Origin of the sequence: Siphonobacter curvatus, from assembly GCF_002943425.1 — a bacterium.
GTDB classification, from domain to species: domain Bacteria; phylum Bacteroidota; class Bacteroidia; order Cytophagales; family Spirosomataceae; genus Siphonobacter; species Siphonobacter curvatus.
The window spans coordinates 1622546-1640185 of record NZ_PTRA01000001.1 but is presented as its reverse complement, the minus strand read 5'-3'; the positions used below and the strand labels follow the sequence as shown (position 1 = coordinate 1640185).

18 protein-coding genes are annotated in these 17640 nt (G+C 48.7%); 10 read left to right on the top strand and 8 right to left on the bottom strand.

Features of this window, described 5'->3' with window-relative positions; genetic code table 11:
• Nucleotides 1–180 precede the first annotated feature (180 nt).
• Both C5O19_RS06650 and C5O19_RS06645 read left to right on the top strand, forming a co-directional pair.
• Nucleotides 181–858 carry a response regulator transcription factor gene (locus tag C5O19_RS06650; protein ID WP_104713937.1) on the top strand — a complete coding sequence of 226 codons (678 nt, stop codon included), beginning with the start codon at nucleotides 181–183 and terminating at the stop codon, nucleotides 856–858.
• Nucleotides 855–2126: a sensor histidine kinase gene (locus C5O19_RS06645; RefSeq protein WP_104710728.1), complete on the top strand. Its 1272-nt coding sequence runs from the start codon at nucleotides 855–857 to the stop codon at nucleotides 2124–2126. Before C5O19_RS06650 ends, C5O19_RS06645 begins: the two co-directional genes overlap by 4 nt.
• Before the next feature lie 53 nt (nucleotides 2127–2179).
• Here the strand turns inward: C5O19_RS06645 and C5O19_RS06640 are convergent, their stop codons facing one another.
• From C5O19_RS06640 to C5O19_RS06630, 3 genes are all read right to left on the bottom strand, one after another.
• Nucleotides 2180–3421, bottom strand: coding sequence for a DUF937 domain-containing protein (locus tag C5O19_RS06640; protein WP_104710726.1), 1242 nt, complete (start codon nucleotides 3419–3421; stop codon nucleotides 2180–2182).
• A gap of 26 nt (nucleotides 3422–3447) precedes the next feature.
• Nucleotides 3448–3948: a nuclear transport factor 2 family protein gene (locus C5O19_RS06635; RefSeq protein WP_104710724.1), complete on the bottom strand. Its 501-nt coding sequence runs from the start codon at nucleotides 3946–3948 to the stop codon at nucleotides 3448–3450.
• Nucleotides 3949–4018: 70 nt separating this feature from the next.
• The gene (locus C5O19_RS06630; protein WP_104713935.1) at nucleotides 4019–5032 is read right to left on the bottom strand and encodes an NAD-dependent epimerase/dehydratase family protein; all 1014 of its coding nucleotides are present in this window, start codon (nucleotides 5030–5032) and stop codon (nucleotides 4019–4021) included.
• 202 nt (nucleotides 5033–5234) lie between these two features.
• Between C5O19_RS06630 and metG the strand changes: the two genes are divergently transcribed.
• Nucleotides 5235–7277 carry a methionine--tRNA ligase gene (metG, locus tag C5O19_RS06625; protein ID WP_104710722.1) on the top strand — a complete coding sequence of 681 codons (2043 nt, stop codon included), beginning with the start codon at nucleotides 5235–5237 and terminating at the stop codon, nucleotides 7275–7277.
• Between the two features lie 12 nt (nucleotides 7278–7289).
• On the top strand, nucleotides 7290–7823 hold the full coding sequence (mog, locus tag C5O19_RS06620) for a molybdopterin adenylyltransferase (RefSeq protein WP_104710719.1): 534 nt from the start codon (nucleotides 7290–7292) through the stop codon (nucleotides 7821–7823).
• A 68-nt stretch (nucleotides 7824–7891) separates the two neighbouring features.
• Here mog and C5O19_RS06615 read toward each other — a convergent pair whose 3' ends face one another.
• Both C5O19_RS06615 and C5O19_RS06610 read right to left on the bottom strand, forming a co-directional pair.
• The gene (locus C5O19_RS06615) at nucleotides 7892–8164 is read right to left on the bottom strand and encodes a hypothetical protein (protein ID WP_104710717.1); all 273 of its coding nucleotides are present in this window, start codon (nucleotides 8162–8164) and stop codon (nucleotides 7892–7894) included.
• Nucleotides 8165–8322: 158 nt separating this feature from the next.
• On the bottom strand, nucleotides 8323–8880 hold the full coding sequence (locus C5O19_RS06610) for a type 1 glutamine amidotransferase domain-containing protein (protein WP_104710714.1): 558 nt from the start codon (nucleotides 8878–8880) through the stop codon (nucleotides 8323–8325).
• Nucleotides 8881–9194: 314 nt separating this feature from the next.
• Here C5O19_RS06610 and C5O19_RS06605 point away from each other — a divergent pair, with 314 nt between their 5' ends.
• The 4 genes from C5O19_RS06605 (at nucleotide 9195) to C5O19_RS06590 (ending at nucleotide 12706) form a co-directional block, all read left to right on the top strand.
• Nucleotides 9195–9788 carry a TetR/AcrR family transcriptional regulator gene (locus C5O19_RS06605; protein ID WP_104710712.1) on the top strand — a complete coding sequence of 198 codons (594 nt, stop codon included), beginning with the start codon at nucleotides 9195–9197 and terminating at the stop codon, nucleotides 9786–9788.
• 72 nt (nucleotides 9789–9860) lie between these two features.
• Nucleotides 9861–11099, top strand: a complete 1239-nt coding sequence (locus C5O19_RS06600) for an MFS transporter (protein ID WP_104710710.1) — start codon at nucleotides 9861–9863, stop codon at nucleotides 11097–11099.
• 135 nt (nucleotides 11100–11234) lie between these two features.
• Nucleotides 11235–11570: a winged helix-turn-helix domain-containing protein gene (locus tag C5O19_RS06595; protein WP_104710708.1), complete on the top strand. Its 336-nt coding sequence runs from the start codon at nucleotides 11235–11237 to the stop codon at nucleotides 11568–11570.
• A gap of 77 nt (nucleotides 11571–11647) precedes the next feature.
• Nucleotides 11648–12706, top strand: a complete 1059-nt coding sequence (locus C5O19_RS06590) for a glycoside hydrolase family 76 protein (protein WP_104710707.1) — start codon at nucleotides 11648–11650, stop codon at nucleotides 12704–12706.
• Here the strand turns inward: C5O19_RS06590 and C5O19_RS06585 are convergent.
• The 3 genes from C5O19_RS06585 to queG all read right to left on the bottom strand — a co-directional run bounded on the left by C5O19_RS06585 (nucleotide 12701) and on the right by queG (nucleotide 15516).
• Entirely contained in the window at nucleotides 12701–13702 is a 1002-nt protein-coding gene (locus C5O19_RS06585) for a GRP family sugar transporter (protein WP_104710705.1), read from the bottom strand. The genes C5O19_RS06590 and C5O19_RS06585 overlap by 6 nt on opposite strands.
• Before the next feature lie 119 nt (nucleotides 13703–13821).
• Nucleotides 13822–14472: a porin family protein gene (locus tag C5O19_RS06580; RefSeq protein ID WP_104710704.1), complete on the bottom strand. Its 651-nt coding sequence runs from the start codon at nucleotides 14470–14472 to the stop codon at nucleotides 13822–13824.
• A gap of 102 nt (nucleotides 14473–14574) precedes the next feature.
• A complete protein-coding gene (queG, locus tag C5O19_RS06575) occupies nucleotides 14575–15516 on the bottom strand; it encodes a tRNA epoxyqueuosine(34) reductase QueG (RefSeq protein ID WP_104710702.1) in 942 nt (313 codons plus the stop codon).
• Between the two features lie 261 nt (nucleotides 15517–15777).
• Between queG and C5O19_RS06570 the strand changes: the two genes are divergently transcribed.
• Together C5O19_RS06570 and dnaJ are read left to right on the top strand one after the other, a co-directional pair.
• Entirely contained in the window at nucleotides 15778–16326 is a 549-nt protein-coding gene (locus tag C5O19_RS06570) for a nucleotide exchange factor GrpE (protein ID WP_102200623.1), read from the top strand.
• Nucleotides 16327–16406: 80 nt separating this feature from the next.
• Nucleotides 16407–17558 (top strand): molecular chaperone DnaJ, encoded by a 1152-nt coding sequence (gene dnaJ / locus C5O19_RS06565; RefSeq protein ID WP_094813836.1) that lies wholly within the window; start codon nucleotides 16407–16409, stop codon nucleotides 17556–17558.
• The last annotated feature ends 82 nt before the right edge of the window (nucleotides 17559–17640 follow it).

The following is a 17640-nucleotide window of genomic DNA, read 5'->3' as shown; positions in this document are numbered from 1 at the left end:
CAGTATACCCAATTTATGCGGGGTAATCCAAGGCCTACCGCTGACGGGCAACCCATGGCTGTTTTCCTAACGACTCTCCCCCGCCAAACCTATACTATTCAACCTTTTATTAACGGCTCTTCCCAGATATTTCCAAAATTGACCTTCTATTTTCGCTCCGTCAATCCTTACGAAAAAGCTATGAAAATGTTGGTGGTGGAAGATGAACAGGGCCTGGCCGAAAGTATTTCGGCTTATTTATCGCGGGAAGGATACCGCTGTGAAATGGCCGTTACCTACGCCGAAGCCGATGAAAAAATGTATTTGTATGAATACGACTGCGTCATTGTAGACCTAACGCTACCCGGCGGCGATGGCCTGCAACTCATCGAAACGCTCAAAAAGCGAACGGCCTCGACGGGGATCATTATCATTTCGGCCCGTAATGCTCTGGAAGATCGAATTAAAGGACTGGAAGTAGGCTCAGATGACTATTTGACCAAACCCTTTCATCTTTCCGAACTCAATGCCCGCGTAAAATCCCTGATTCGGCGGCGAAATTTTGGCGGCCACAACGAAATTCAGTATCGTGAAATACTCGTGCAGGTTCAGGCTCGTAAAGTGTTCGTGAATCAGCAGGAAACGGTGCTTTCCCGCAAAGAATATGATCTGTTACTCTACTTTCTGGCGAATATCGACGTAGCTCTCACGAAAGCATCCATTGCCGAGCACCTCTGGGGCGACCACATCGACTCCGCCGATTCGCTGGATATGGTGTACTCGCACATTAAAAACCTGCGTCGCAAGCTCGTCGAAAAAGGAAGTGGCGATTATATTCGATCCATTTACGGCATTGGCTACAAATTTGGAACGGCATGAGATTGCTCGAAAAAACCAACCGGATCTATCTGCTTTTTTCGGTGATCTTGTATCTGGCTACGGCTCTGGCGTTCTACGGAATTATCAAATGGCTCATTTACGATGAAGTAGAAAACCGATTACTGGTAGAAAAGCGGGATTTTCAACTCTATATCCAGCATTACGGGTGGACGGCCAACTCATACTTCGTCGAGAACAAGATTGAAGTAGAGTTAGGCCGCGTACCCGCAGGTTTTCAGGAATCATTTAAGGATACACTGATCGAAGATCGGTATACGCAAAAGCTGGTTCCCTTTCGGCAACTGACGTTTTACGAGTCCATTAAAGGCGTTGAGCATCGGGTAGCTATTCGCAAATCCATGATTCAGTCGTACCGGCTTATGGAGGCGATTACGTTCACGATGGCCACGGTACTTGCTCTATTACTTGCGGGTACGTACTGGTTTCAGGATCGCCTCTCAGGACGTATCTGGCAGCCTTTTTACGAGACATTATCTCGCATTAAGCAGTTCGACTTGGTCCGTGGTCAGCATTTGCAACTTGATCAGCCCGACATCATTGAATTCAAGGAATTGAATGAAGTGTTACAGAAAATGTCCGATCAGATACTGCACGATTATCTGAACCTGAAGGAATTCACCGAAAACGCTTCTCACGAATTACAAACCCCGCTGGCCCTGATTACGGCTAAAGTAGAAGAGCTGATTCAGTCCGAGCATCTGACGGAAAAGCAGACTCGCTGGATTCAAACCATCTACGAAGCATCGCTGCGGATGTCACGACTGTATCAGGGCTTGCTATTACTGGCCAAGATTGAAAATCGGCAGTTTGCCAACGAACAACCTATCAATCTTAGCGATCAGTTGTTGGAGCGATTATGGGACATGGAAGAATTGCTTCAACACAAAGGCATCCGGTTACATACAGCCGTGGAAGCTCCGTTTTGGGCTAACCTGCCACCCGTACTGGCCGAAAATTTGGTTACCAATCTGGTCAGTAATGCCTTACGTCATAACGTGCCCCAAGGCGAAATCCGCCTACGCTCTACCGATTCTGCCTTGTGCCTTAGCAATACGGGGCATCCTTTACAGAATGATCCGAACGATTTATTCTCCCGCTTTAAAAAGCAAGGAGGTTCTTCCGAATCCGTAGGTTTGGGTTTATCAATTGTGAAAGAAATATGCGATAATTATGGCCTTCAGATCCGCTACGCCGAAATCGGAGGTATTCACGAATTTTGCATTACCAAAAAGAAGGTAGATGAATAAAAGAGGTCCCGGTGGTGAATCACCGGGACCTCTTTTATTCAGTCGAGTATAACCTATTGTTGTACTACTTTCACAACTATAAAATCTTCACCCGATCTCCCCGCATCTTGGGTCACAAAGCTAGCCACATCCAGTCGGATGATGTCAACCCCCGCCCGAGTCAGGTAAGCTTTAATACTATTGGCTTGCTTGAATACGTTTTTCTTGTTTGCCGCCTGCCGCGTTACTCCGGTAAACTTGAGTTGCAAGTTTGGATTCTTCTTGAGCACGGCAGCTAGCCCATCAAGGGCCGGAATGGATTGGGGCGTAGGCTCGTTCGTTAGCGGATCAAAGGTGATCCCTTCAAAAACGAACGTTTTGCCCGCTTTGCTCAGCGGATTATTCAGATGTTGGGTCAGCTTATCGGCCAATGATTCACCAGCGGGCGTCGTCGCCGTAGCAGGTGTTGTTGCTACTTGTGTTGAATCCGGATAGCGAGCCGTTGAATCCGTGGGTAAGGCTACTTCTTCGGTAACCGTTGTATCCTGCAGAGCCGCCGACTGCACCGTACTTCCGTACTGTTGCCAAGCGTAATAGCCACCGCCGAGTACTACCAGCAAAGCCACCCCTCCTAGAATTGCCTTCCAGGGAAAGGTAGGATTTTCCGTTAGATCCGCGTAAGGATTTTCCGTCTGAGGGCGGGTTCGGGTTCGCGATACTACCTCGGCTTCAGCTTCCTCCGTGGGCGTTACGTAACCAATCCGTTCCATATCTTCAATGGAAAGTGTCGTTACGACTTTATCCAGCAATTCGGGATCGGCCTCTTTGATGAGGTAATCTTTTTGGTTACGCAAGACCATAGCTAGCCCAACCGGGTCCAGATTCTGATCTTTCACCTGCTTACCCAGAATATCCAACGTCAGGTACGACATTGCTCCCAGCACGCTGGTAGCCGAAGAACTCCGAATGCGAGCATGGCTGGCAATCATCGCAATGAGAACACTCCGTTTGTCGGGCAATAAGTGACTAAACAGATTACTTCCTTTCTGAATAATCTGGCTAGCCTGATCCCGATCCCGGAATTGAGCAGACAGGGGTCCTAAGTGATTGCCATAGAGGTTTTCTCGCTCAATGGCTTTGTACATGGCCTTTGCCCCACTCTCGGTCGATGACCTTTTCAAAAAAGCAGCTACTACGGACAAAGCCGTTACCTCCGCTGCCTGCCGGGTTTTTCCGGCATCTTCATTAATATGGGAAGCCATAGCCTCCACCAGATCGGCGGAGAGATAGTCTTTCAGGTACGAAAAAATATTCATCGGTAGTAATTAGGAGGTTCGGTTTCTCATTCCCAGCCATCGTCCGATTTCGGCTTGGGCTTCGCTACAGTTTTTTTCTGAGCAACGGCAGTTTTTCCTCCTCCCACTGAAGTAATGGGTTGATCTTTTTCAGCCCGTGTGAAAACTCTACTTACGATTTTCCAGTCGTTTCCGATTTTCATCAGCGACAAAAAGTCAACAAATTTAAAAGACTCCAGTTGCATTTCCAGTACGGCCGAACCCGCCGTACCCAAATAACTGTAGGATACAATCCGACCCGTCCAGTTGGCTCCACCTTTGGGCGTACGACCAATAAATTCCTTCACAGGTGTGCTCGTTACGCGGCCATTGGCCAGACTACGCAGGTTTGCCGTGGGGTAGAATGCCCGGTTCAGACTGGCTGTGTCGCCGGTTGCTCCACCATCAATATAGTTTTGGAGCGTTTCCTTAATCGCAGCATCTTCGCTTTGAGCCTGAGCCGTAAAGCTTGCCACAACAAGCGTAAGAATGGGTAAGAGCGTCTTCATGAGTGGTTGTATCTGTTAGCCTGGAATAATGGCAAAACAATATTTTTTTTAGCGTAGTAAAAAGCTTTCGTTAAACAGTTTTTGGTTCCTGTTCTACTTTCAGCAGTTGCTCAGCAATCCGCTGAACACTCGCTTCCAGCGAATGAAATTGAAAATTCAGGCTTTGTTCCAGTTTAGTACTGGGGTAGAAAAAGTGTAATTGTGAAGTACGGGCCGTTTCTTTCGTCACTAACGGTTGTTTCTGGGTGAATACGGCTTTGAAGGCTTCCCACCGCCACGCCACCTCGGCTAGCATGGGTGTAACGCCGTAACGGGGGGCATTCTTGCCCATGTACTGAGCAATTAATTCAAAAAAATGTTTGTAGGATGTTTTCCCGCCGCTCACGATGAATCGCTCATCCTGGATGTCACTTTGCAGCAACTGGTAGATCGCTTCGGCTACATCCAGCACATCGACGTAATTCAGCGTACCATTCGTGTAGAAAGGCTTTTCATCGTATACGTATTTAAACAGGGCGGTACTACTCCGGTGCCAGTCGCCCTCGCCGATGACCACGCTGGGGTTGACAATGACGGCCGGTAAGCCTTCGGAAATGCCCCGCCATACTTCCAGTTCAGCCTGGTATTTCGAAATGGCGTAATGGGAGTTCAGCGGCGAATCTTCCCACTTCTGGTTTTCGTTTACGACCGTGGGCCGATCCGGATTCGTACTCTGCTGGGCGGGTCGGCCCAGAGCCGCTACGGAACTGATGTAGGCCAGTTTCTGAATTCCGGCGTGCAGACAGGCATTGACGACGTTAGCCGTACCTTCCACGTTAACCTGATATAATTTTGCTTTTTCTTTCGGCGAAAAGGATACCATTGCCGCGGCGTGTACGACCTGCGTACAATCCTGAAGAGCGATTTCGAGCGAAGATACGTCCAGCACGTCGCCTTCCACCCACTCAATTTCCGATTCTACGTCTTGTACCAACGACAGGTCACTACCAGCCCGGCGAATGGCCCGTACGGAAATCCCTTCCGCAAGAAATTTTTTAGCTATAAAACTACCAATCAGGCCATTAGCCCCGGTGAGAAGAATCATTCGATTAAGCAGAAACGATACTACTATCAAGAAGAGCCGGAGCCCGGTCAGCAGAAATCGGTTCGGTATTTGACCACCCTTCCGTACTGATGCTTCAAAAGTACGCATTTTTGGGAATTGCTGAACTTCGTGGCTCGTATCTATTCGCTGAACGGAGTCCTTTAAAAATGTTTACTTTTGCGGCTCTAATGACCCTTTTTTCATGTCTGAGAAGAAATTTAATCGAACCACCGTCACCGCGGCTCTCATCTACGCCAATGGTCCCATTCACATCGGGCACCTGGCGGGATGCTACGTACCAGCTGACGTATATGTACGCTACCTGCGAGCCAAAGGCAAGGAGGTAGCCTTTATTTCGGGTACCGACGAACACGGTGTCCCCATCACGATTCGGGCCCAGAAAGAAGGCATCACGCCCCAGGAAGTTGTTGATAAGTATTACACCCAGATCAGTAAATCGTTCGCGGATTTCGGGATCAACTTTGACATTTATTCCCGTACCTCCAAGCCGGTACACCACGAAATGTCGCAGGATATTTTCCTACAATTGTACAACCAAGGCAAATTTGTGGAGGAAGTTACCGAGCAGTATTACGACGAAAAAGCGGGTCAGTTTCTGGCCGATCGCTATATCGTGGGAACCTGCCCCGTATGCGGCAACGAAAACGCCTACGGTGACCAGTGCGAACGTTGTGGCAGTACGCTGAGTCCTCGGGAACTGATTAATCCCCGCTCGATGCTGTCTGGTGAAACGCCGATTCTGAAAGCGACCAAGAACTGGAACCTTCCCCTCGACGCCATGCAGCCCGAGTTGGAAGCCTACGTGGCCAGTCACCCCGAATGGAAAACCAACGTGGCTGGACAGGTACGCTCCTGGCTCAACGAAGGTCTGAAGCCCCGAGCGATGACGCGGGATCTGGACTGGGGCATCAAGGTACCCTTACCCGATGCGGAGGGCAAAGTGATGTACGTTTGGTTTGATGCTCCCATTGGTTACATCACCTTTACGAAAGAACTGAAGCGCGATGATTGGGAAAAATGGTGGAAAGCCGACGATACGCGACTGGTTCACTTCATCGGAAAAGATAACATTGTCTTCCATTGCCTGATTTTCCCAGCGATGCTGATGGCCGATGGACGGTTTATTCCTGGTGCGGATAATGTACCGGCCAATGAGTTCATGAACCTGGAAGGTGATAAAATCTCGACCTCCCGGAACTGGGCCGTCTGGCTGCACGAGTACCTGGAAGACATGCCCGGCAAGCAGGATGTACTTCGGTATGTACTGATTGCCAATGCTCCCGAAACGAAAGATTCAGAGTTTACCTGGAAAGATTACCAGACACGAAACAACTCCGAGCTGGTTGGAATCCTGGGTAACTTCGTGAATCGTGCCTTGGTACTAACGGAAAAAAACTTCGGACCGGCCGTACCCGCTCGGGGCGAGCTGACCGAAGTGGATCAGAAAATGCTGGACGATCTGGCTCAGTACCCCGCCCGCATCGCTGATTCGCTGGAAAACTTCCGCCTCCGCGAAGGTTTGAGTTTGTTCATGGAAGTAGCCCGATTGGGTAATCAGTATTTAGCAGCAACTGAGCCCTGGAAAGTACTGAAGGAAAATCCAGATCGGGCCGCTACGATTTTAAACCTGGGCCTACAGTTAACGGCTACCCTGGCGATTCTGGCGGAACCCTTCCTGCCTTTCACGGCGGAAAAACTGCGGAATACACTACATTTCGCCGAGGCGGATTGGTCCAAAGCAGGTCACCTGAATCTGCTACCTGAGGGTCACGTGATTGAAAACACGGGTCTTCTGTTCGAAAAAATCGAAGACTCTGTGATTGAAGCTCAGGTTCAGAAATTACTGAATACGAAGAAAATGAACGAACTGGCCTCCAAAACGCCCGCTCCCGCGAAAGAATCGGTTACCTATGACGACTTCGCTAAACTCGATATCCGCGTAGCTACGATTACGGCCGCCGAAGCCGTCCCCAAATCCAAAAAGTTATTGAAACTAACGCTGGATACGGGATTGGATACGCGAACAGTGGTGAGTGGTATTGCCGAACACTTTTCACCCGAGGCTATCGTTGGTCAGCAGGTGTCGCTGCTGGTAAACCTGGCTCCGCGTAAGATGATGGGCATCGAATCCCAGGGAATGATTCTGATGGCGGAAGACCGGGATGGTAAGTTACAGTTTATCCGTCCGGGCGAGCCCGTCTGGAATGGTGGTACCATCTCCTAACGTACTGACTGTATGAAGCCGATTAAAATAGGAATCATCAATGTTTCGGACCGGGCCAGTGCGGGTATTTACGAAGACATTCCGGGGAAAGCTATTCTCTCGACGCTGACGGAGTATCTGGTTAATGACTGGGAACCCGTGTATCGGGTCATTCCCGATGAACAGGAGCTCATTTCCCAGACGCTTATTGAATTGGCCGATCAGGAGGGCTGCTGTCTGGTGGTTACCTCGGGGGGTACGGGTCCCGCTCCCCGCGACGTAACGCCGGAAGCTACCGAAGCCGTCTGTCAGAAAATGATGCCCGGTTTTGGGGAACTGATGCGGAAAGTGAGTCTGGAATACGTACCGACGGCCATCCTTTCCCGACAAACGGCGGGTATTCGTGGGGCGTGTCTGATCGTTAATTTGCCCGGCAAGCCCTCGGCTATTCGGCAATGTCTAGATGCGGTGTTTCCCGCTATTCCGTATTGCATTGATTTGATCGACGGTCCGTTTCTACAAACGAATGAAGCGGTGATTAAAGCCTTTCGTCCGAAATCGGCTTAATACAAATTATTACAAAAAAGACCTCCTGTTTACGAACAGGAGGTCTTTTTTCATCTATCGTCTAAGCACTATAACCGACTTGTACGTTCTTCCTGTGTATAGGAATCGCGTTGCGGCGTTTCATTATTTTGGTCAGTACCTTCGTACTCACCCGTGCCAATTCCACCATTACCTGCACCACGGCCGCTCTGATTACCACTACCGCGGTTAGGCTCAGCTCCCTGCTGTGACTGATTTTGACCCGCCTGCTGAGCTTGCTGATTGCCCTGATTTTGGTTACGATTCGTTTGATTCTCGTCAGAACCTTGTTGCTGACCAGATTGATTTTGCTGATTTTCCATAGTCTTTCTAGGTTAATGAGATCCGAACGAATTGGAATCGTTTCACACCTCTTAGTTACTATGATGTATATCAAAAATACTATTCCATCTACGTTTTATGTAAAATACACTAAGCGTAAATGTTTTAATTGTTAGCGATATGATCTCCTACCGCCTATTTACGCTGGTGCGTGTTGACCTTCCGCGATTTCTTCAATCATTTTTGCGTTGAAGGCAGGAATGTCATCGGGTTTACGGCTGGTTACCAAACCGTTGTCGGTAACCACTTCTTCATCTACCCATTCAGCACCGGCATTGATTAAATCCGTTTTCAGTGAGGGATAGGAGGTCAGTTTACGGCCTTCTACTACGTCTGCTTCAATCAGCATGATCGGAGCGTGACAAATAGCGGCCACGGGCTTACCACTTTCAAAGAAGTGTTCGACAAATGCGACTGCGTCTGTTTCCATCCGCAGTGAGTCAGGATTCATCACACCACCGGGTAATAATAGGGCGTCGTAATCCTCGGGATTAGCTTGTGACAGCGGTACATCTACGTTGAACGTATCGCCCCAATCCGTGTGATCCCATCCTTTTACTTCTTTGTCTTTCGGAGAGATTATTTTGGTTTCAGCCCCGGCATCAATCAATGCTTGTTGGGGTTCCGTTAACTCTACTTGCTCGAAGCCATCCGTTACCAGGATTGCTACTTTCTTACCTTGCAGTTTCTGTTCCATGTTTTTAGTTCTTTACGTTGGGTTGTACCTTTTCTGTTGAAAAAGCCATACCTCAAGCGAGCCAAAACGCTACAAACGTTTACCAATCAATGAAAAATCAATTTACGTAAACCACTGATAAACAGGGCACCATTTAAAACATGTTGTTTTTACAATGCCCCAACCGTTTGCGAATAGACGATTGCTAAGTTCTTGCCAAGTATAGAAATTCCACCCACTAGTGCGGCATGCTTACCTCATTCGACCCTAGTGTCAAGAAAAGGATTCGTCTGCTATTGTATAAATAAACAAACGTTCATTTATTTGCTAACAAAATGAGGTACAAAGACGAAACTAAAGAACAGGCCATTCGCGAAAAGGCCATTACCATGATTGTGGAAAGCGGTCTGGATGGCTTGAGTATGCAACGCCTGGCTAAGGCCGCCAATGTCTCTCCAGCCACGCTGTACATTTACTATCATGATCGGGATGATCTGATTGTCCAGCTGAGCGTGGAAGAAAACCGTCGTATGATGATCGCTACGCTGGAGCATTTCAATCCTGACATGTCCTTTGCGGAAGGATTGCGGATTCAATGGCTGAATCGGGCTCGCTTTTGTCTGGAAAACCCGATGGCCTCGCTGTTCATGGAACAAATTCGTCATTCACCGTACCATCAGCGGGCTAGCGAATTACTGGGACCGGAGTTTCACCAAAAGCTAGGTCAGTTTGTACGAAACAATATTGCCCGCAATGAACTGGTTAGTCTCCCGTTCGAAGTCTACTGGTCAGTAGCTTTTTCGCCCTTGTATCAACTGGTGAAATTTCATGTTCAGGGCCGGAGCTTCCCTAACCACCCGGCGTTTCAGCTCACGGAGTCGGTTCTTCTACAGGCTCTGGAATTAGTTTTAAAAGCACTTAAACCTTAGGGTTATGCGGGTGTCGTTCGCGTAGAACTACTCTTGTAAACCATTATCCTTTTTCTCTTCCTAACTCAATTCATGGCATCTTCCGCACGTTTTACCCGCTACGAAGGCTTCGTCATCGCCGTACTGGCCATTTTACAGTTTACCATTATTCTGGATTTCATGGTTCTTTCGCCGCTCGGAGCCATCCTGATGCCAACCTTACACATCACCCCTGTACAGTTTGGCTGGGTTGTGTCGGCGTACGCCTTCAGTGCCGGAGCTTCAGGACTGCTGGCGGCGGGCTTCGCTGACAATTTTGACCGCAAAAAGCTGCTCCTGTTTTTCTATACGGGTTTTACGCTCGGTACCTTTTTGTGCAGCATCGCGACGGATTTTCACTTTCTGCTCTTTGCCCGCATTTTTACGGGTTTGTTCGGCGGCGTTATTGGTTCGATTTGCTCGGCTATCATTACCGATTTGTTTGCCCTTGAAGTACGGGGTCGCGTGATGGGTTTTGTGCAAATGGCCTTTGCTACCAGTCAGGTACTGGGCATCCCCATTGGATTGTATTTAGCTAATGAATTTGGCTGGCATTCGCCCTTTACGATGATTGTACTTTTCTGTATCATCATCGGCATTCTGATTTTGGTGTATCTAAAGCCCATCGACAAACACCTGGGACTTAATACGGAGCATAACGCCTTCAAGCACTTGGGTCAAACGCTTTCGCAGTCCAACTACCTGCTGGCTTTCGCTACGACGACCTTACTGGCGATGGGCGGCTACATGCTAATGCCCTTTGGCAGTGCGTTCAGTGTCCATAACCTGAAAATTCCGTTTGATAAACTTCCGATGGTCTACATCGTAACGGGGATCAGCTCAATGATTGCCGGGCCGCTTATTGGGAAATACAGCGATGTCATTGGCAAGTACCGTTTGTTTGTAATCGGATCGATCCTGTCAATGATCATGACGGGGATTTATGGAAACCTAGGCCCTACCCCGATCTGGATTGTCATTGTTATCAACGTCTTTCTTTTCATGGGCATCACGTCCCGTATCATTTCTTCCTCAGCTTTGATGACGGCTATTCCCAAGCCGCAGGACCGCGGAGCGTTTATGAGCATTAATGCTTCGGTGCAGCAAATGGCTGGTGGGCTGGCCGCCGCTGCCGCCGGATTCATTGTCTCGGAAACGCCCTCGGGTTACATCGAGCATTACGACCGACTGAGTTACGTAGTCATTGCCGGTTCCATTCTGGCCATTGTGATGATGTACTTCGTCAATCAGATGGTCCAGCGAAAATTGGCCACACCGGCAGTACCCGTGTAAAATCGGCCCGAATTAGAGTTTTAAAAACTTCCCGATCGCTTACAAACGATTGGGAAGTTTCATTTTTAAGACATAGTATCTTCCTCCAGCTGTACTTTCGTCCCAGCATTACCACCGTTAATTTATTTACTCACAATGGCATTCAAACTAAATGGCCGCATCTGGATTGAAGGCGAAGACCGTTTTATCGGCATTGGCAAGTTGCGTTTACTGGAACAAATCGAACGGACGGGCTCCATTTCGGCCTCGGCCAAAGCCCTGGGGATGTCGTACAAACGAGCCTGGGATCTGATTCAGTCAGTCAACAAGCAGGCCCCTAGTCCGCTGGTGAGTACCCAAGCGGGCGGCGAACGCGGTGGCGGGGCCGTATTAACCGAAGAAGGGAAACGCTGGGTAGGGATTTATCAAAACATTCATGAACGTTTCCAGGAATTTCTGAACCTGGAAAGTGAGAAACTGGCAAGTCTCTAAGTTTTCTTCACCAAAGCAGAGTTATCCGGTCCCTGTCATTACTATCTCATACAGAAGGAAACCCTTTAAACCTAAGTATGAAAAAAATAGTCTTCACGCTGGCCGGCCTGTTGTCGCTAGCCGGTACTCTTCAGGCCCAGACTGAACGCCTGCACCGCATTCAGGAAAACATTCAAACCGTCTTCTACGACCCCGCTTCGGCCTTATATAAGGAGACCAACGACGCGGCTCATAATGAAAAGCCGCATTCGTACCTCTGGCCCTTGTGTGCTTTGGTTCAGGCCGCCAATGAAATGGAAGTACTGGAGCCGAAACAGTCCTACCTCGGTCCAGTCCTGAAAACCATCCAGCAGTATTACAACGAAAATCCGCCAGCACCGGGGTACCAGGCTTACGTGACCAAGGAGAAGATCGATACGCGGTTTTTCGATGATAATCAATGGATTGCCATAGCCTGTCTGGATGCGTATCAGCGAACCAAACAGAAATCCTATCTCGATACGGCCGAGTTGATTTATCGCTTTATGATGACGGGCTACGATCAGGCCGGTGGCGGCGGTATCTACTGGAAAGAAGACGATAAGACGACCAAAAATACCTGCTCAAACGGGCCGGGCGTCCTAATTGCCCTGCAACTCTATAAAATCAAAAAAGATCGGAAGTACCTCGATACAGCTCTGGATCTGTACCGCTGGACGAATACGCATTTACAGGCTCCTTCGGGTGTATACTACGACGCAGTAAAATTGCCCAGTATGAAGATCGATTCCGCGATATACACCTACAATACGGGGACCATGCTCCAGTCAAGTGTGTTGCTGTATGAACTTACCAAAGAGAAGAAATACCTGCAGGAAGCTCAACGGGTAGCCAAAGCCGCTCGCCAGCATTTTTTCCGGAAACAGAAATTTCCGGATCACTACTGGTTTAATGTAGTCTTGCTACGGGGGTATATTGAGTTGTATCAGGTTGATGCTGACCCTCAGTACCTGAAACTCTTCAAACAGGATGCGGAACGAATTTGGAAAGAAGAAAAAGACGCAAAGGAACTAATCGGCAAAAAGCCCTGGAAAACGTTAATTGACCAGGCGGCCATGCTGGAAATGTACGCCCGCTTACAAACCCTTAAACTATGAGCTGCGAGCCATAATAATGAGGGCTAGCCCTACGACATAAGATGCTCCCATCAGCCAGAGGTATCGATTCGCTTTGGCAGGAGCATCTTTAAATTCTTTCCAGGCGAATAAACCCCACAGTACGGAAACTACGGTTGCCCCCTGACTAAGCCCGTACGAAATGGCATCGCCTGCTTCCTGCGAACCTAGTAAAAGGGTAATCATACCCACGCACCACAGCAAACCACTCGCCAACCCCAGCAGATGCTCCCGACGAGGTACTTCTTTGTAAGGCGTCTCGTTATCATCGCCCGTCAGCTTGAGTCGTTCGAGGATGCGTTCCAGCAACGGATTACTTAGCAATATGCCAAACGCAAAGAGTACGAGACCTGTATACGGCGTCAGTTTATCTTTCTGCGGAAAGGATAGTTCTTCAATAATCGAACTGGTAATCACCAGAAAGAAAAAGCCCGAAACCAATCCGCCCGCCAGAGCTACCCAAATACCTTTACTATCGGATTTTTCCTCGCTATCTTCTTCCCGGGCCACATACGCCAGGGCACACATGCCGATGGAAACCAGTACCAGTCCGCCGCCGATGGCCAATAAGGTCAAATCCCCATCAGGTTTGGCAATGTAATTAACGATAATACCAAGAGCCATCGAAAGCCCCGTACCGACGGGCATGGCAATGGCGATTCCGGAGAGATTGATTCCGACGGTTAACAGCGTATTGCCAATATTAAACAGAATACCGCCCGCCAAAGCCAGGGCCAGATTTTGAAGCGTTGCCTGCTGAATGTCTTCCAGAAAGGGGCGGCCTTCCTCGCCGATACTCCCTAAAGTAAAAGCCAGAATCAGCGATAGGAGTACAATTCCGTATACATAATCCCGATAGAATACCTGTAAGGGAGCCGACTGTGTGACAATCTTTTGCCCGTTACTCCAGGACCCCCAACAAAGCATCGTAATCAAACAGAAAAATACGGCCAGTGTAGGCTGATCGACAATAAACATAGTTTGCAGAGGTTTAGATACCTATGCTGGAGCTTTAATAAAAGTGGACCAGCCCCCTTTACAAACGAAAAGAGACGCTCTTGTGCAGAGCGTCTCTTTTACCTATACGTTCGTCAAACTTATCGACGGGAGGACGTAAACCGACCCGTGCTGGGCTGGTATTTTCCTAATGGGAAACTAACGCCCAGGTTGATACCAATGTTCCGGTTGTTAATGTCTCCGCTGCCGTATACGGGCTTGGCTACATTCACCAGACCTAAGCCGTAACGGGCATCGAAATTAAGCCATACGCGGTCGCTCAAACGGTAATTAAAGCCCGCTCCTAAGTGCAGACCGGCATCAGCCGCCGTGTAACGATCCTTGTTTGCGTTGATGTTGTCCCCATTTTCATTACGGGCTCCCAGGAGAAATCCGACATAAGGACCCGCGAAAATTTTAGGACGAAAGGCTGCTCCCCGATCGTTCAGGTAGAAAGTAGCCAGGATCGGAATTTGCAGATAATTCAATCGTACTTCCGTAGGCAGACCACCAAACTTACTACCCAGTTGGGTATACAAAGCTTGTCCACCTACCCCAAAGCGTTCGTTGATGCTGTAGTTGATGAATAGACCGCCCGTACCACCGGTTTTAAAATTGGCGTTACCTGCTCCACCGCCGCCAAACTTAGCGATTGAAACACCACCCATAAGGCCCCAAGATAAATTATCCTGTGCCTGAGCTCCCCGGACCATGGCGATTGCCAGGAAAGCAGCAAAAATGTACTTTTTCATGATTGAAGTGAGAGTAAAAATTGTGAACCGTAAGTGAAAAATAGCGTTCCTGCATACCTACGTAGGAAAATGTGCAGAAAGTTTTCTACAGTTGAATATTTTTTACTCTGTTACAAATAGTACATTTCGCTGAAGTCCTTCGTACTTAGCACGCTTCAGTGGCGATTTTTTAAAGACGCGGCGAAAGGTCTCTTCGGTAAGTTCCTGCCAATCACGGGCTTGGAAAGTTTTGAGTTCGTCGGGTAAGTGAAAAGCGGATTCCCGGTGGGGTTGGGAAAAACGATTCCAGGGACAAACGTCCTGACAAATGTCACAGCCAAACACCCAGTTTTTCGTGTGTCCTTTAAATGATTCAGGAATGGATTCTTTTAATTCGATGGTCAGGTAACTGATGCAACGGCTACCGTCTACGCCATAGGGTTCGGAGATAGCATCCGTGGGACAGGCATCGATGCAGCGGGTGCAGGTGCCGCAGTAATCTGCCATGGGGCCGTCGGGTTGCAGGTCGAGATCAATGATGAGTTCGGCGATAAAAAAGAAACTACCGCTCTTGCGGGTAATCAGGTTACTGTTTTTACCGATCCAGCCTAAACCCGCCTGTTTGGCCCAGGCTTTTTCCATCACGGGAGCCGAATCGACAAAGCAACGCCCATCTACTGCCCCGATTTCTTCCTGAATCCGGCTTAAAAAATCCTTGAGTTTATCTTTGATGACAAAGTGGTAATCGACGCCGTACGCGTACTTGGCGATCTTCAGATCTTCATCACCTTCGGGTAAGGTTTCTTCGGGATAATAATTGTACAGCAGCGATACGACTGATTTAGCTCCCTCCACCAGCAGGCGGGGATCCAGCCGTTTGTCGAAGTGATTTTCCATGTACTGCATTTTCCCGTGACGGCCCAGCCGTAGCCATTTTTCCAGGCGGGGGGCTTCCTCTTCCAGAAAATCTGCCCGCGAGATCCCGCAAAAATCGAAGCCCAAATCCCGGGCGATTTCTTTGATACGCAACGCGTTTTCTTGCTGGATGATGTCGGAAACGGTCATAGAAAGTGATGAAGCCTTTACTTGCTACTGCAAAAGTACGTTCTTGCCTGTAAACCGCTGATGGGCTCAATTCATTCCAGCGATGTGTCTTTTCAGTTTACCGCTCCTAGCCTACTGATCTACAGAATGTATTACGATGTGAATCTTTGGTTTTGTCGGTTTACTTTTCTGACTTTCTAAAGTAAAATGTCATTCTGTCAGCGAAAACCGCATTGGCAAGCTAATTTTGCGAAACTTTACTGGTAAAAAAGTACATAAGACATGACGAATCCGGAATTTACGCAACCCGAAGAGAACGAACAAACTCCCCAGGCTGACAACGTTGCTGAGACCAATGGATCAGCAGCTGAAACGACGGATCAGCCGTCTGCAGAGCAGAAACTACAGTCTGAGAATGCAGAGCTAAAAGATAAATACATTCGCCTGGTCGCTGAATTCGACAATTTCCGTAAGCGTACGCTGCGGGAAAAAGACGAACTGGTAAAGACGGCTTCTGAGAACGTAATCAAAGCCATTTTACCCGTACTGGACGATATTGAGCGGGCCCAGGCCACCTACGGTGAAGATGGCAAAGTGGATACCCAAGGCATTGAGCTGATCTTCAATAAACTGACCAAAGCCGTAGCCGGCAAAGGATTGAAGCCGATGGAATCGAAAGGTCAGGCCTTCGATCCCGATCTGCACGAAAGCATCACCCAGTTCCCCGCTCCTTCGGAAGACCTGAAAGGAAAAGTAATTGATGAGGTAGAAAAAGGATATTACTTGGGCGACAAAGTGATTCGCTTTGCGAAGGTTGTGGTCGGGGTATAATCATAGTTCGAATGAGCGAATGATTAATTCTTCCCCACTTCATTCTTTTCCTCATTCGCTCATTTCTTGATTGAAAAAAGATGGCACAAAAGCGTGACTATTACGAAATATTAGGCGTCTCCAAGTCTTCGACGGAAGAGGAGATTAAGAAAGCATACCGGAAACTGGCGATTAAGTATCACCCCGATAAAAATCCCGACAACCCGGAAGCGGAAGATAAATTCAAAGAGGCGGCAGAAGCCTACGAAGTACTTTCTGATCCCAACAAAAAAGCCCGTTACGACCAGTTCGGTCACGCGGGTATGGGCGGAGGGTACTCAGGTCCGCAAAATGCCGAGGATATTTTCTCTCAATTCGGCGATATTTTTGGTGAAGGCAGTCCTTTTGGCAGCTTCTTCGGCGGTGGCTTTGGGGGCGGTGGCCGTCAGCAACAACGCGTTCGGAAAGGCTCGGATTTACGCATCAAGCTCAAACTTGATTTACAGGAAGTAGCCAACGGCGTTGAAAAGAAAATCAAAGTAAAACGCCACGTCAGCTGTAATGCCTGCGGTGGTAATGGCTCAAAAAACGGTACGTCCTTACGCACCTGTCCGACCTGTAACGGTCAAGGTCAGGTTCGCCGAGTACAGCAGACCATGCTGGGCCAGATGGTGACGGCCAGCACCTGTTCGACCTGTAACGGCGAAGGGAAAATCGTAGATTCCAAGTGCGACGTATGTATGGGCGAAGGCCGTACGCTGGCCGAAGAGGTAATCTCGATCAAGATTCCGGCGGGCGTAGCGGAAGGCATGCAACTGTCGATGGGCGGCAAGGGTAACGTGCCGCCCCGGGGTGGTATTCCCGGCGATCTGCTCATTGTAGTAGAGGAAGAAGAGAATGCCGACCTGAAACGCGACGGTAATAACGTCGTGCATGAGCTGTACGTTAACTTTGTAGACGCGGCACTGGGGACCTCCCTAGAAGTCCCGACGATTGAAGGCCGGGCCAAAATTACTCTGGAACCCGGTACGCAAAGCGGTAAGATCTTACGGATGAAAGGCAAGGGTATTCCCCAATTGAACAGCTACGGCCGGGGTGACCAGTTGATTTACGTAAACGTCTGGACGCCCCGCGTACTCTCCGCAGAAGAACGAGGCATATTGGAACGACTACGGACTTCACCGAACTTCCAGCCGCGTCCAACGAAAAATGATAAATCGTTCTTCGAAAAAATGAAGGACTTCTTCAGTTAAAAAGCGAGGCGTTTCCAGAATCTGGAAACGCCTCGCTTTTTTATTCGTTGTTGGTTTTCGATGAGTTGGATAGTCTTGGAAA

Coding starts and splice junctions, on each gene's coding strand:
- mog (WP_104710719.1), top strand. CDS start 7,290: ATGAAGCCGATTAAAATAGGAATCATCAATGTTTCGGACCGGGCCAGT.
- C5O19_RS06600 (WP_104710710.1), top strand. CDS start 9,861: ATGGCATCTTCCGCACGTTTTACCCGCTACGAAGGCTTCGTCATCGCC.
- C5O19_RS06585 (WP_104710705.1), bottom strand. CDS start 13,702: ATGTTTATTGTCGATCAGCCTACACTGGCCGTATTTTTCTGTTTGATT.
- C5O19_RS06645 (WP_104710728.1), top strand. CDS start 855: ATGAGATTGCTCGAAAAAACCAACCGGATCTATCTGCTTTTTTCGGTG.
- C5O19_RS06615 (WP_104710717.1), bottom strand. CDS start 8,164: ATGGAAAATCAGCAAAATCAATCTGGTCAGCAACAAGGTTCTGACGAG.
- C5O19_RS06650 (WP_104713937.1), top strand. CDS start 181: ATGAAAATGTTGGTGGTGGAAGATGAACAGGGCCTGGCCGAAAGTATT.
- metG (WP_104710722.1), top strand. CDS start 5,235: ATGTCTGAGAAGAAATTTAATCGAACCACCGTCACCGCGGCTCTCATC.
- C5O19_RS06605 (WP_104710712.1), top strand. CDS start 9,195: ATGAGGTACAAAGACGAAACTAAAGAACAGGCCATTCGCGAAAAGGCC.
- dnaJ (WP_094813836.1), top strand. CDS start 16,407: ATGGCACAAAAGCGTGACTATTACGAAATATTAGGCGTCTCCAAGTCT.
- C5O19_RS06640 (WP_104710726.1), bottom strand. CDS start 3,421: ATGAATATTTTTTCGTACCTGAAAGACTATCTCTCCGCCGATCTGGTG.
- C5O19_RS06590 (WP_104710707.1), top strand. CDS start 11,648: ATGAAAAAAATAGTCTTCACGCTGGCCGGCCTGTTGTCGCTAGCCGGT.
- C5O19_RS06610 (WP_104710714.1), bottom strand. CDS start 8,880: ATGGAACAGAAACTGCAAGGTAAGAAAGTAGCAATCCTGGTAACGGAT.
- C5O19_RS06595 (WP_104710708.1), top strand. CDS start 11,235: ATGGCATTCAAACTAAATGGCCGCATCTGGATTGAAGGCGAAGACCGT.
- C5O19_RS06570 (WP_102200623.1), top strand. CDS start 15,778: ATGACGAATCCGGAATTTACGCAACCCGAAGAGAACGAACAAACTCCC.
- C5O19_RS06630 (WP_104713935.1), bottom strand. CDS start 5,032: ATGATTCTTCTCACCGGGGCTAATGGCCTGATTGGTAGTTTTATAGCT.
- queG (WP_104710702.1), bottom strand. CDS start 15,516: ATGACCGTTTCCGACATCATCCAGCAAGAAAACGCGTTGCGTATCAAA.
- C5O19_RS06580 (WP_104710704.1), bottom strand. CDS start 14,472: ATGAAAAAGTACATTTTTGCTGCTTTCCTGGCAATCGCCATGGTCCGG.
- C5O19_RS06635 (WP_104710724.1), bottom strand. CDS start 3,948: ATGAAGACGCTCTTACCCATTCTTACGCTTGTTGTGGCAAGCTTTACG.